This window comes from Vibrio sp. 10N.261.52.A1 (genome assembly GCF_002876325.1).
Classification (GTDB): Bacteria; Pseudomonadota; Gammaproteobacteria; order Enterobacterales; family Vibrionaceae; genus Vibrio; species Vibrio chagasii.
Map to the genome: position 1 here is coordinate 1 of NZ_MCYD01000542.1, position 13,979 is coordinate 13,979.

A 13,979-nucleotide genomic window follows, 5' to 3' on the forward strand; every position below is an offset into this window, starting at 1 on the left:
ATCTGTGCAAAGAAAACAGTCGGGACTTTTTAGTGCTATGTTTATCTAGAACCGTTCGTGTTTTAGCAAGTTAAGCTCGCTTCATGGGTATTTTTAATCGCTAAGGTCAACGCGCGTCGTTGGCCTTTTGTGTATTCATTTCTCCAATAGAACACTGAATATCCAAACGTTATTGAGTGTCTGTTAGTCAACAATTGATGAAATAATGCGACGCAAAGTCATCGGTTTGTCATTTAAAAAGTCATAGCGTAAACGTTATGTGAGAACCATTGCTGGTGGGGAACTTCTTGCCTTTTCACCAGTATTATTAGTGAACTGATCACAACGGACTAACTAATGAAAAAGATCCCTTTGACTCTAACTCTTTTAAGTTCTCTATTTTTGTCACAATACTCTTTGGCTACAGACACCTCTCACACCACGCAAAACCCGAGTTACGAACTTGATGGTAAAGTGGTCTTAGGGCGAACTGAGAATGTGTACTTCTCTGGCGTTCAAGGGCTAAAAGACGTCCCTTTCATGGGTAAAATCGACACCGGTGCAGAAACCACTTCGATGCATGCTGAAGATATTCATGTGAGAAGTCTCCATGCCGACTACAAGAACCTCAAAGATGAGGAGTTGATGGCGGCATTGGTCGAAGAGGTTCGGAGCAACAGAGCTCTCCACTATAGGGATTGGGATGGCAGCCACTTTGCAAAGTATCAGGCGATCGTTTCTTTTAAGGTGCAAAACCCGCGGACTGGAGAGAAAGTAAAGGTTCAGGCCCCTTTAGAGCGTGTCAGTGTTATACGTAGCCGCACCAGCAGTAAGTCTTTGCTTCGCCCGACCATTAAAATGTCGCTGGCCATCGCAGACCAAGAGCTAAAAACCGATGTTAACCTGACAGACAGAAGTCACTTCTCTGCACCAGTATTGATCGGTAAAACCTTCCTAGCGGATAACGCACTGGTGTTTGCTGGCTACGACTATTTGCAAGAGCAAGAGAACGCAACCGTGGTTGGCCGCAAAGAGGTGGTGTCTATTTCGGGCATACCAATGAATGCGACCTTCTCTTTAAAGAATCGCTACAGCACCCTACATGCAAAAAATATTGATGTAGACAAAAAACACAGCGAAGTCACGTTTGATATCGTCGGTAACACTGGCAAGCAAAAAGAGGTGACATTACCGTTGGTTCGTATGCTAAGCGTGAGCGGTAAGAAGAGACCTTTAGTCTATGTGCCAGTTCAACTCGATGAGATTACCACTAAAGATGTGCTTGTTTATTTGAGCGAGTATTCAGGCGGCACTTCTCAGTTAAAGGTAGGGACGAATACCGCCAGCGAATTCTTTATGATTGATACTAATGCTGAGAATTTGCTCTCACAAGGTTCATCGAGTTTTAGCAATGTGGTGGAAGCGGGTTCCCCAATGATTATCTCACCGGAAGAGGACATTACACTTGATGGGTTCTCACTAAAGGCTGTGGCTTCTTTTACTGTAAACACGCCTCTATTAAGGGTGGACAGTTTTGAAATTGTCGGCAAGGGCAAAGATGAATCGGTTGAGTTTTACCTAACTGACGCGAATGGCGAACAGCAGAAAGTCACAAAGCCAATCATTAAAAAGCTCAAAGTAGGAGACGATACTCGCCCAGTAGTGAGCGGTGAGTTCTCGGCTTCTGGCAAGGTTCGCACACAAGAGTTTGCTATCGATGTACTAAACAGCAACGAAAAAGAAGCTTACTTCATTCTCGGTAAGAAGATGGCGAAAGAGGGCGTTTACGTAAACACGCGCTCAGACTACCTATTGAAAGCCGAGCCTCTGTTTAAAGTTGGGCACATTGAAGTGGTTGAAGTGAACGGCATGACATTCCCTGCCAAGCTAGATACCGGTGCTGACGTGAGCTCTATGAACGCGGTGAACATCAAGCGATTCAAGAAAGATGGTCAAGACATGGTGACCTTTACTTATCAAAACAATCAAGGCGATAAGCAAGAGTTTACCAAGCCAGTGATTGATGTGATGCGCATTAAAGCGAAGAAAGGCGAGAAGGTTAACATTCGACCTGTCGTAGAAATGAAAGTGAAGCTAGGCGATCTAGAGAAAGAAGTGAGAGTGAACCTTCAAGATCGTTCTCGATTTGAATACAGCATGATTCTAGGTAAGAACTTCCTGAAGTACGGCGCAGTAGTAAGTAGCGATGAAGATTACGTTCTAGGGAAAATGGAGTAACACCTTAATTTACTAAAAGCGAAATAGAGCAGTTCTAAATGGCCACACATTTCAGTAATGGGATGTGTGGCTTTTTCATAACTAACTGTTTTGATGAGTTATTAGCTCGTTGTTTTACAGCTGAACGCATCTCATTTGTGAACATCAGACAAACAAAAAGGGCCAACTCTTTCGAGTTGGCCCTTTCCAAACGTTTGGTGGAGCTGGCGGGAGTTGAACCCGCGTCCAAAAACTATTCATCATTGGTACTACATGCTTAGTCGATCTTTAAATTCACCAGCAACCTGCGAACCGACACGCTAGTTAAAGGCTAACCTGAATTATAATTCGCGCTTTTCCTCTCAGGTGGGAGAAGCCACGCTAGCTTGTTTGGGTTTGATCTCTTGTTGGTCCCCGTCTTACGAGCGGAAGCTAGGGCAAGAGAGCTCTGAGCAGGTTATTAAGCTGCTAGTGCGTAGTTTTCGTCGTTTGCGACTATTTTTTTGCGGCTTTTTACGTGGCCAACCGCCCCACGGCATGCACCTCAGACTTCAAAATTCCTGTCGAATCCTAAATCAGCCCCAAGTGTTCTTGCATAGTACCAGAAAAGCTTACTCTGTCTAGCGCTGTGCGTTTAAGTGCTTAAAATTAGCGCAAATTACTCTTCATAATTCGTGCTTTATCTCTCGCCCAATCTTTTTCTTTCATATCAGTTCGTTTATCGTGCAGCTTTTTACCCTTCGCTACGCCAATCTTAATCTTCGCCCAAGAGCGAGACCAGTAAAGTGCGGTTGCGACAAGTGTCATGCCTTCACGGTTAATACGACCGAATAGGTTATCGAGCTCTTTTCTCGACATTAGGAGTTTACGGACACGTGTTGGGTTCGCCACGATATGAGTACTCGCTTGAGTAAGCGGAGTGATCGTCATACCACTAATGAATGCTTCGCCATCACGGATGTAGACGTAGCTTTCTGCGATATTCGTTTTGCCTTCACGTAGGGATTTTACTTCCCAGCCTTGTAGCTCAAGCCCCGCTTCTATCTCATCATCGATGAAATATTCGTGGCGAGCTTTCTTATTAAGCGCGATGGTATTACTACCGGCTTTTGATTTTGATTTATTCTTTGCCATAATGGCCTCATTATACGGATTGCACCCTAGTTGGGGAATCCTTTTTATTTGCGCTCTGGCCCAATACAATTAAAATTGCAGTTTGTGTTAATGTAACGCCGTCTTTAACAGGAGTCTATATGCCAAAGGTTACTCGTTCAGCATTAGTTTCATTTAGTGCCGACCAGATGTTTAGCTTGGTCAATGATGTTGCTCGTTATCCTGAGTTTTTGCCAGGGTGTTCTGGTTCTCGTGTGATCGAATCTTCAGATTCCGCTATGGTGGCTTCGGTTGATGTCTCTAAAGCAGGTATCAGCAAAACATTTACAACGTCTAACCGCTTAGCGGATGGCGCTGAGATCTTGATGGAGCTGGTGGACGGCCCGTTCAAGAAACTGCAGGGCGGTTGGTATTTTACTCCGTTGGATGAGCAGGCCTGTAAGGTCGAGCTTAAGTTAGAGTTTGAATTCTCTAGCCGAATGATTGAAATGGCATTTGGTAAGATTTTCAATGAGCTAACGACCAACATGGTGAGCGCATTTACTCAACGAGCGAAACAGGTTTACTAAACCATGACTATTGAATCAGATATGATCCACGTAGAAGTTGTCTTTGCACTTCCGCATGAGCAGCGTGTGTTTACTTTGGTTGTGAACAAGAACGCGACCGTTGAAGAGATTATTGTGCAGTCTGGTGTTTTGGAACTGTACCCAGAGATCGACTTAGCAAAAAACAAGGTTGGCGTGTTCAGCCGTAACGTGAAGTTAGATGCAACGGTTCGTGATAAAGACCGAATTGAGATTTATCGCGCGCTGCTGGCTGATCCAAAAGAGATTCGCCGTAAACGTGCCGAACAAGCAAAAGCCGCTGCTGCTAAATAGCATCGAAAAACGGATTAAATTCACAGAGAGCTCGCCAAATCGGCGAGCTTTTTTGTGTCTGTGAGCGAGGTTCGGTGGGTTAATTTGTAAGCAAATATTAAAAAGCCTGCTCATTGAGCAGGCTTTTAAGATTCTTGCTTTGTCTACGGGTAGCTTTATCAGCTGAGAGCTTGTCTATTGAAAGCTAGCGAAGGCTTTCGAAGAACTCATCACTGGCTTCAAAATCACCGTTGATCGTAACTAGGGTGCCAGTAGCATCAAAGTTCACGACGAGGTTTTTCTGAATCGGGTCTTCATGACCTTTTTGGTGGTGGTAAATGTAGTACCACGTATCTGGGTAGCCATTTTCGATAAGCATAGGTGAGCCCATAACGTAACGAACTTGTGTTTTTGTCATGCCAAACTTGAGCTGGTCGACAGCTTCTTGTTCAACATAGTTACCCTGATTGATGTCAATTCGATAAACCAACTTCTCTAGTAGAGAGCAACCGGTCAACATTGTTAGTGCAAGTGGAACTGCAACTAACCACTTTTTAATTCGCATAGTTTGAGATCTTTCTTCGCTAAAATACTGCCTGATAATAAACAAGCTCCAGCAAGAAGTAAAAAGCTCCTTGCGCTTTGAGCTTGTTATGACTGGCAATTTTGAATTTAGTTGCAAAATTGCCAATATTTTTCGTTAAATTATCAGAAAGTTGCTGAAGATTTAATCTAAGCGGCGACTAATAACTCTTTTGCGTTGGCAAGGGTCGACTCGGTGATTTGGCTGCCACCAAGCAGTCGAGCCAGCTCTGAAACGCGTTGTTGCTCATCAAGTGTATGCATTTGAGTTTCGGTTTTACCTGATTTCGTGTTCTTTGCCACAAACAGCTGTTGGTGACCGCAACCGGCAACTTGAGGTAAGTGAGTCACACACATTACCTGAGTTGATTCGCCTAGTTTACGTAGCATCTTGCCAACTACAGCGGCGGTTGGGCCACTGATACCCACATCCACTTCATCGAAAATCAGACTTGGTGTATCGACTTTTTGTGCAGTGATCACCTGAATCGCTAATGAAATACGTGATAGCTCACCACCAGACGCCACTTTAGCGATTGGCTGCATCGGTTGGCCTGGGTTGGTAGATACAATAAAGGTCACGTTATCCATACCCAATGGTGAAGGGTGAGTGTTGGTGTTGTTTACTTCAATCGCAAACTGCGCTTTTTCCATGCTCAGTTCATGCATGCTTTGCGTGATCAGCTTGTTTAGCTCTTTTGCGTAACGAACGCGAGATTTATGCAGCTTCTCAGATTTTGCTACGAATGATTGATATTGGTTTTCAACGTCATTCGCTAACTCTTCAAGCTTTTCATCAGAGCAATCCAGCGCTTCAACTTGTTGTAGCAAGTCTTGGTGGTGTTTATACAGCTCCTCAGGCAATACGTGGTGTTTACGCGCCATCGACATCACTTTAGAGAAACGCTCTTCAACGTAAGCCATGCGACCTGGGTCGACATCGATGCTATCAAGGTAAGTTCTTAGCTCACTGTTGGTCTCTTCAATCTGAATAATGGCTTCAGACAGCATATTTGGTAGCTCAGCAAGTCGCTCATCTAATTCTGCTAGTTGAATCAGGGAGTGATTGGCCGATTGCAGAATACCAAGCGCATTAACTTCTTCACCTTCGTAAATAAGCTCGATAGCTTGCTGGCAGGTTGAGGCCAATTCTCCGCTATTGGCGAGGCGCTTATGCTCTTGTTCGAGCTCTTCATATTCTTCCTCCCCAATAGATAACTCGTTTAACTCTTTGATTTGGTATTCAAGAAGCTGTTTCTGAGCTTGGTTTTGTTGGCTGTTTTCACGTAACTCTTTTAGGTGGTTGTCTGCTTGGCGCCAAGTTTGATAAGCATTACGTGTCGATTTCAATAAGTTTAAATGGCCTGCGTATTGGTCAAGCATTGCCATTTGGTAGTCGCTTTTCATCAGCTGGTGATGCGCGTGCTGGCCATGAATGTTGATCAGTAGTTGTCCTAGTGATTTCAATTGTGAAAGAGGAACCGGGCTACCGTTAATGAATGCGCGAGAGCGACCTTCTTTAGAGATGGTTCTGCGCAGGATGCATTCAGTGCCGTCTAGAAGTTCGTTATCTTCTAACCAGCGAGTTGCATGCAGATTGTTCTCAAGTAAAAAAGCAGCACTGACTTCGGTTTTTTCTTCACCTTGTCTTACCATTCCTGCATCGGATCTCCCTCCAAGACACAAACCCAAAGCATCGATTGCGATAGATTTACCCGCACCAGTTTCCCCGGTGATTGTTGTCATGCCTTTAGAAAGTTCTAGCTGTAAAGACTTAACAATAGCGAAATTATTAACACTTAAATGAGCCAGCATTTTTATTTACCTGTATAACTGAACAATACTGTATATAAGCTCAGTATATACTGTTTCTTTATACAGTAAAGTCGACAGATGAAAATTTTTTGTGATAGCTCTCAGAATTGTACTTGTCTGTAGAACACTGAAACCACTATAGATTCCCAACTCAGTCGCTCCTCCTTCTTGGGAATGACGAGCTCTAGGATAGGCGTGAAGGCAGAGTTGGTGGGCGTTATAAAGGTAATAAAAAAGGCTAACGAATATCGTCAGCCTTTGAAATTTTTGGTTGTTACTAGTGCCGTTGAGCTAGAACAGCTTACTCGACCAGCCCAGTTTGTTACGTAGGACATGGTAGTAGTTGTAGTCTTTCGGGTGGATCAGCTTGAGCACATTTGGGCTTTGGTAAATATGGATTTCGTCGCCTGGAGATACAGGTAGCGAGATTTGACCATCGCAGCTGACTTCTTGAGTGCCGCGGTTATCAGGCGATACGATCAATTTAATGTGACGTTTCCCATCGACAACAAGCGGTCGGCTTGAAAGCGTGTGCGGGAACATAGGTACCAAAGAGATGGCATTCAAGCTTGATGACAAAATTGGGCCGCCGCCAGAGAGCGAGTAGGCGGTAGAACCGGTTGGTGTTGACACGATCAAGCCATCAGAGCGCTGTGAGAAAGCGAAGCTGTCGTCGATGTAAACTTCAAACTCGATCATGTGCGCGACTTGGCCGGGGTGAAGTACCGCTTCGTTAAGTGCTGCATTATGGCTTTTTATTTGGCCATGGCGGTGGATCTCTGTTTCAAGTAGGAAGCGTTCTTCTTCCATGAACTCGCCTTTGAGAACATCGGTCAGTGCACTCTGGAAGTTTTCTGGGTTGAGATCGGTTAGGAAGCCAAGGTTACCTCGGTTTACACCGATTACTGAAATATCGAAACGAGACAAGATTCGAGCGGCGCCGAGCATGTTTCCGTCACCACCGACTACAATGGCGAGATCGGCGCGTTTACCTAAGTCGACCAGGCTAGAAAAATGTTCTTTTGGGATATCGTCTAAAATACTGGCGAGTCTGTCATCAACAAACACTTGATAACCCTCAGTGCTCAACCACTGATAGAGTTCTCTATGAGTCTGAATTGCTTGCTGATCTCGAGGTTTACCAATAATGGCGATCACTTCAAATGGCTTTTTCATAAGGTTTCCAAACGAATTAGGCTTGAATCAAAATTCTTCATCCCCATAATAAAGGCAAGTTGAACGTCTATGCGAGTGTTTTATATCAATTTGAGGCGCAAACCCGCCTGTCACTTGCATTGGAAACGAATTCTGGAGATATCATGAGCAACGAAGAAAACAAAGTAACCGAAGAAGAACTAGATCAGATCATTGCTGAAGCAGAAAAAGTTGAAGAAGCTGAACTGAACGCAGACGCTGCTGATGAGCAGGAAGCAAAGATTGCTCAACTAGAAGCGGCATTGCTAGCTAGCGAAACTAAAGTGAAAGAGCAGCAAGACTCTGTTCTTCGCGCTAAAGCTGAAGTTGAAAACATGCGTCGCCGTAGCGAGCAAGAAATTGATAAAGCGCGTAAATTCGCTTTGAACAAGTTTGCTGAAGGCCTACTGCCTGTTATCGACAACCTTGAGCGTGCAATGCAAGCTGCAGACGCTGAAAACGAAGTGGTTAAGCCACTATACGAAGGTGTTGAGCTTACGCACAAAACATTCGTAGACACAGTTGCTAAGTTTGGTCTTAAAGAGATCAACCCTGAAGGTGAAGCGTTCAACCCTGAATTCCACCAAGCGATGTCTATCCAAGAAAGCCCAGATCACGAATCAAACACGGTTATGTTCGTGATGCAAAAAGGCTACGAGCTAAACGGTCGTGTAGTTCGCCCTGCAATGGTAATGGTCGCTAAGTAATTGAGTGGTGCTCGTTAAGTGAAAGGTTCGACTTTTTACTGATCAAGCTAGCTGCAGTTACAATATAATTCACTAGTTGATGTGAAATAAGAAGAGAGGTTTATGCCTCTCTTTTTTTGTGCCTGTCACTTGAGAATCCGCGTAAATAGCCCTTCAAAGTGCATTAAGGATGTCGTTCTTTTTATTTCATACAGAACAGCGGTTTAGAGTTTTGTGTTATGAAACTGGTTGTTAATAAGAAAATGTTTTGATGTCACACTTGTGATATTTTTGTAAACAAGTGCTTTTAATTGTTATCTTTGTATGTAAAATCCACTGCCATATAGCGATATTACTCGCACATACAACTATAAAAGTACAAATTTTAAACACAACAAACTGGAGAAGAACGATGGATAAATCGCTCTCAAGTAAGATTTTTGTAGGCCTATTTGTTGGCCTGATTATTGGTACTGCTATTCAGTACCTATTCAGCGGAATCGCTATTTTTGACACTTACCTACTTGGTGCTGCGGAAGGCGCTGGTGGTATGTTCGTATCACTTATCAAGTTGTTGGTAGTGCCTCTTGTATATGTATCTATTGTTTGCGGTATCGTTGAACTAAAGGATATCCGTTCATTTGGTCGTCTTGGTGGTAAAACCTTTGGTCTTTACATTATTAACACCATCATCGCGATCTCAGCTGCTCTAACGATTGGTCTTATTTTCCAACCTGGCGCTGGTGCAAACCTAGCGGGTACGGTTTCTGAGACGATTGCACTTACAACAACAGAAACACCAGACATCTTCTCTCTTGTTGTGAACATCGTTCCTAGCAACCCAGTACAAGCATTCGCAAGCGGCGACATGCTACAAATCATCTTCATGGCGATTCTGACTGGCCTTGCTATTCAAGCGCTTGATTCTCGTGGTGGCCCAGCTATCAAGACGTTCAAGATGGCTAACGAAATCATGATGAAGCTTATCGGCCTAGTAATGAGCCTAGCGCCATACGGTGTATTCGCTCTGATGATTCAACTAGGTGCAACGCTGGATGCAAATACGCTAATGTCAGTAGCTGGCTACGTAGCGCTTGTTGTTGCAATGCTTGTGTTCTGGATCTTCTTCTTCTACCCAATGATGGTGGGTTCATTCACTGGTATTTCTCCAAAGCAGTTCCTACGTGCAACTCGTGAGCAAGTTCTATTCTCACTATCTACTGCAAGTTCGAACGCGACAATCCCAGTAACAATGCGCACTCTTACTGACAAGCTAAACGTATCTAAGTCAGTAGCGGGCTTCGGTGTACCACTAGGTGCAACAATGAACATGTCTGGTGTGTCTATCTATATCGCACTAGCAACTATGTTCGTAGCAAACGCATTTGGTCAGCCAATCAACACTGCTGATATCTTCACTCTAGGTCTAACTATCCTGCTACTGTCTATCGGTGCTGGTGGTGTTCCAGGTGGCGGTGTAGTAATGGTAGGTGTTCTATTGCACCAACTAGGTCTACCACCAGAAGGTCTAGCTATCGTTGCTGCTGTTGACCGTATCTGTGACATGTTCTGTACTTCTTCAAACGTAGTGGGTGACACAGCGGTAAACACTATCGTTGCTAAATCTGAAAACGAAATCGGCGTTGAAGCAGACGAAGAAGTTGAACTGAAGAAAGCAGAAGCTTAATTAAAAGTTCTTCCTTCTATAGACAATGTCTATGTAGAAAGTCTTGATTGAAAACGGAGCCCAAGTGGCTCCGTTTTTTTATTGGGTGATAAATGTAAATCTTGCTTGGAGTACCGTGGGCACAAGCATGGTGCGTTGAATTTTTTCTTCGCCTTGATGGTTAGCCATAAGGCTGTTACAAACAGTACCAGATATTATCCACACAAGGTAAAACGGGGCTTTTGAATCGAATAACGGGTTTAATGGTGTGTTAATGATATGCATTCTTACCTAATCATTCTTTTTATTAAAATAAATGTAAAAAAATCCGTTTTTACCCTTGAAAAGGTATCGTGAGCCCTTATCTATGGTGCATACGAAAGCAAATTGTATTTGCACTTTAATTTTGTGTATTAGGGTTGAATCTCTAATTACCACCCCCACATCAGTGGGTATAGCAAAAACTTAATAGAATATATTTCGGAGATAGCCTGATGGGTAAAATCATTGGTATTGATTTAGGTACTACTAACTCTTGTGTTGCTGTTCTTGACGGCGACAAACCACGCGTAATCGAAAATGCTGAAGGCGAACGTACAACAGCATCAGTAATCGCATACACAGAAGGCGAGACGCTAGTTGGTCAACCTGCAAAACGTCAAGCTGTTACTAACCCTCAAAACACACTGTTCGCTATCAAGCGTCTAATCGGTCGTCGTTTTGAAGATGAAGAAGTTCAACGCGATATCGAAATCATGCCTTTCAACATTGTTAAGGCTGACAACGGTGATGCATGGGTAGAAGCGCAAGGCCAAAAAATGGCTGCTCCTCAAGTATCTGCTGAAGTTCTTAAGAAAATGAAGAAAACAGCTGAAGACTTCCTAGGCGAAGAAGTAACTGGCGCAGTTGTAACTGTTCCTGCTTACTTTAACGATGCTCAACGTCAAGCAACTAAAGATGCTGGTCGTATCGCTGGTCTAGATGTTAAACGTATCATCAACGAACCAACTGCTGCTGCTCTAGCTTACGGTCTAGACAAGCAAGGCGGTGATCGCACTATCGCTGTATACGACCTTGGTGGTGGTACATTCGATATCTCTATCATCGAAATCGATGAAGTAGAAGGCGAGAAGACTTTCGAAGTTCTTTCAACTAACGGTGACACTCACCTTGGTGGTGAAGATTTCGATAACCGCATGATCAACTACCTAGTAGATGAGTTCAAGAAAGAGCAAGGTATCGACCTTAAAGCTGATCCACTAGCAATGCAGCGTGTTAAAGAAGCAGCAGAAAAAGCGAAAATCGAGCTTTCTTCTACTACTCAAACTGACGTAAACCTACCTTACGTTACTGCTGATGCGACTGGTCCTAAGCACATGAACATCAAAGTGACTCGTGCGAAGCTTGAGTCTCTAGTTGAAGACCTAGTACAACGTTCTCTTGAGCCTCTAAAAGTTGCTCTAGCGGATGCTGACCTATCTGTAGGCGAAATCACTGACGTTATCCTAGTTGGTGGTCAAACTCGTATGCCTATGGTTCAAGCTAAAGTTGCTGAGTTCTTCGGTAAAGAAGCTCGTAAAGACGTAAACCCTGACGAAGCAGTAGCAATGGGTGCTGCAGTTCAAGGTGGTGTACTAGCTGGTGACGTTAAAGACGTACTACTTCTAGACGTTACTCCTCTATCTTTCGGTATCGAAACGATGGGCGGCGTAATGACTAAGCTAATCGAGAAAAACACAACTATCCCTACAAAAGCGGATCAAGTGTTCTCTACAGCTGAAGACAACCAAAGCGCGGTAACTATCCACGTACTACAAGGTGAGCGTAAGCAAGCGACTTACAACAAGTCTCTTGGTCAGTTCAACCTAGAAGGTATCCAACCTGCACCACGTGGCATGCCACAAATCGAAGTAACTTTCGACCTAGATGCTGACGGTATCCTAAACGTATCTGCGAAAGATAAAGCGACTGGTAAAGAGCAGAAGATCACTATCCAAGCATCAGGCGGCCTGTCTGAGGAAGAGATCGAAGCAATGGTACAAGAAGCAGAAGCTAACAAAGAAGCGGACAAGAAGTTCGAAGAGCTAGTAACTGCACGTAACCAAGCTGACCAAATGATTCACGGTACTAAGAAGCAAGTAGAAGAAGCTGGTGAAGCTCTACCTGCAGACGAGAAAGAGAAGATCGAAGCAGCTATCGCGGCACTAGAAGAAGTTAAGTCTGGTGACGACAAAGAAGCTATCGACGCTAAAGTTCAAGAACTTATGCAAGCAGCTCAGAAGCTAATGGAAATTGCTCAACAACAAGCTCAAGCACAGCAAGCTGGCGCTGAAGCGGGTGAGCAACCTAAGCAAGACGACGATGTGGTAGACGCAGAGTTTGAAGAAGTTAAAGACGACAAAAAATAATTTCGTCGCAGAGTAGCCTGATTTCGTTGTCGGAAGTGCTCACCTACTAGCGTAGGCTGCGCGCTTCCTTCTAGAACTCAAGCTATCTGCTTAGAAATTTGTCTCGAAGACTTATTAATACGGGCGTCAGAGGTAACTCTCACGCCCGTAAATTTGTATTTAGACTTGTCGATCTAGATAATAGCTTTATTCGGTGATTCAGCCGGCAGAACTTTTATCTAGATTGATACACAGACTACTGAAGTTACTTTTCGGTAGTAGCAATTATTTTGGTGACCTAGAACATGTCAAAACGTGATTTTTACGAAGTATTAGGCGTAAGCCGCGATGCATCAGAGCGCGATATTAAAAAAGCGTACAAGCGCTTAGCAATGAAATTCCACCCGGACCGTAACCAGGGTGATGAGAGCGCAGCGGACAAATTTAAAGAAGTAAAAGTAGCGTACGAGATCCTAACCGATCCTCAAAAGAAAGCAGCTTACGACCAATACGGCCACGCAGCTTTTGAACAAGGCGGCATGGGTGGCGGCGGCGGTTTCGGCGGCGGTCAAGGTGATTTCGGCGATATCTTCGGTGACGTATTTGGCGACATCTTCGGCGGCGGTCGTCGTGGTGGCGGTCAACAACGTGCACAACGTGGTTCAGACCTACGTTACAACATGGAACTGACGCTTGAAGAAGCGGTTCGTGGTGTATCTAAAGAGATTGAAGTACCAACACTGGTTGAATGTGACACTTGTGATGGTAGCGGCGCGAAGAAAGGTTCTTCTGCGCAAACTTGTGGCACTTGTCATGGCCACGGCCAAGTACAAATGCGTCAAGGTTTCTTCGCGGTTCAGCAGACTTGTCCTACTTGTAACGGTAAAGGCAAGATCATCAAAGACCCATGTAACTCTTGTCACGGTCAAGGCCGTAAGCAGAAGACGAAAACACTTAACGTTAAGATCCCTGCTGGTGTTGATACTGGCGACCGTATTCGTCTATCTGGCGAAGGTGAAGCGGGAGAGCAAGGCGCTCCAGCTGGCGACCTATACGTACAAGTTCACGTAAAAGAGCACAACATCTTCGAACGTGACGGCAATAACCTTTACTGTGAAGTACCAGTAAGCTTCTCTATGGCTGCTCTAGGTGGTGAAGTTGAAGTACCAACACTTGATGGTCGTGTAAATCTTAAAGTGCCAGAAGAAACACAAACGGGCCGTATGTTCCGTATGCGTGGCAAAGGTGTGAAAGGTGTTCGTGGCGGCGGTGTGGGTGACCTAATCGTTAAGCTAGTGGTTGAGACTCCAGTGAAGCTAAGTTCTCGTCAGAAAGAACTTCTACGTGAGTTTGAAGAGACATGTGGCGGCGAAGCGGCAAGCAAGCACAAGCCTAAGTCTGAAGGTTTCTTCAGCGGCGTTAAAAACTTCTTCGATGACCTAACTAAGTAATTAGGTTATTGAAATATTAAGTTATCGAT

Annotated in this window: 11 protein-coding genes and 1 other RNA gene; 7 read left to right on the forward strand and 5 right to left on the reverse strand. The window is 44.3% G+C overall.

The window, feature by feature from the left end:
• Positions 1-336: 336 nt before the first annotated feature.
• Positions 337-2,217 (forward strand): RimK/LysX family protein, encoded by a 1,881-nt coding sequence (locus BCT81_RS07800; protein ID WP_102423751.1) that lies wholly within the window; start codon positions 337-339, stop codon positions 2,215-2,217.
• 195 nt (positions 2,218-2,412) lie between these two features.
• On the opposite strand, the gene ssrA is transcribed toward BCT81_RS07800, so the two are convergent.
• Positions 2,413-2,779: a transfer-messenger RNA gene (gene ssrA / locus BCT81_RS07805) on the reverse strand.
• Positions 2,780-2,844: 65 nt separating this feature from the next.
• Positions 2,845-3,330 carry an SsrA-binding protein SmpB gene (gene smpB / locus BCT81_RS07810; RefSeq protein WP_004737567.1) on the reverse strand — a complete coding sequence of 162 codons (486 nt, stop codon included), beginning with the start codon at positions 3,328-3,330 and terminating at the stop codon, positions 2,845-2,847.
• Between the two features lie 119 nt (positions 3,331-3,449).
• Between smpB and BCT81_RS07815 the strand changes: the two genes are divergently transcribed.
• Complete coding sequence (locus tag BCT81_RS07815) at positions 3,450-3,878, forward strand: SRPBCC family protein (RefSeq protein WP_004737568.1); 429 nt, start codon at positions 3,450-3,452, stop codon at positions 3,876-3,878.
• A 3-nt stretch (positions 3,879-3,881) separates the two neighbouring features.
• On the forward strand, positions 3,882-4,190 hold the full coding sequence (locus tag BCT81_RS07820) for an RnfH family protein (RefSeq protein ID WP_102423752.1): 309 nt from the start codon (positions 3,882-3,884) through the stop codon (positions 4,188-4,190).
• A 184-nt stretch (positions 4,191-4,374) separates the two neighbouring features.
• Here BCT81_RS07820 and bamE read toward each other — a convergent pair whose 3' ends face one another.
• The 3 genes from bamE to nadK all read right to left on the reverse strand — a co-directional run bounded on the left by bamE (position 4,375) and on the right by nadK (position 7,742).
• Positions 4,375-4,734 carry an outer membrane protein assembly factor BamE gene (bamE, locus tag BCT81_RS07825; RefSeq protein WP_004735159.1) on the reverse strand — a complete coding sequence of 120 codons (360 nt, stop codon included), beginning with the start codon at positions 4,732-4,734 and terminating at the stop codon, positions 4,375-4,377.
• A 167-nt stretch (positions 4,735-4,901) separates the two neighbouring features.
• Positions 4,902-6,566 carry a DNA repair protein RecN gene (gene recN, locus BCT81_RS07830; RefSeq protein WP_102423753.1) on the reverse strand — a complete coding sequence of 555 codons (1,665 nt, stop codon included), beginning with the start codon at positions 6,564-6,566 and terminating at the stop codon, positions 4,902-4,904.
• A 291-nt stretch (positions 6,567-6,857) separates the two neighbouring features.
• On the reverse strand, positions 6,858-7,742 hold the full coding sequence (gene nadK / locus BCT81_RS07835; protein WP_102423754.1) for an NAD(+) kinase: 885 nt from the start codon (positions 7,740-7,742) through the stop codon (positions 6,858-6,860).
• Between the two features lie 143 nt (positions 7,743-7,885).
• On the opposite strand from nadK, the gene grpE reads away from it, so the two are divergent.
• From grpE to dnaJ, 4 genes are all read left to right on the forward strand, one after another.
• On the forward strand, positions 7,886-8,467 hold the full coding sequence (gene grpE, locus BCT81_RS07840; RefSeq protein WP_004737573.1) for a nucleotide exchange factor GrpE: 582 nt from the start codon (positions 7,886-7,888) through the stop codon (positions 8,465-8,467).
• A 391-nt stretch (positions 8,468-8,858) separates the two neighbouring features.
• Positions 8,859-10,133, forward strand: a complete 1,275-nt coding sequence (locus BCT81_RS07845) for a dicarboxylate/amino acid:cation symporter (protein WP_004737574.1) — start codon at positions 8,859-8,861, stop codon at positions 10,131-10,133.
• 473 nt (positions 10,134-10,606) lie between these two features.
• The gene (dnaK, locus tag BCT81_RS07855; protein ID WP_102423756.1) at positions 10,607-12,520 is read left to right on the forward strand and encodes a molecular chaperone DnaK; all 1,914 of its coding nucleotides are present in this window, start codon (positions 10,607-10,609) and stop codon (positions 12,518-12,520) included.
• Positions 12,521-12,804: 284 nt separating this feature from the next.
• The gene (gene dnaJ, locus BCT81_RS07860) at positions 12,805-13,950 is read left to right on the forward strand and encodes a molecular chaperone DnaJ (protein ID WP_008224495.1); all 1,146 of its coding nucleotides are present in this window, start codon (positions 12,805-12,807) and stop codon (positions 13,948-13,950) included.
• Positions 13,951-13,979: the final 29 nt, after the last annotated feature.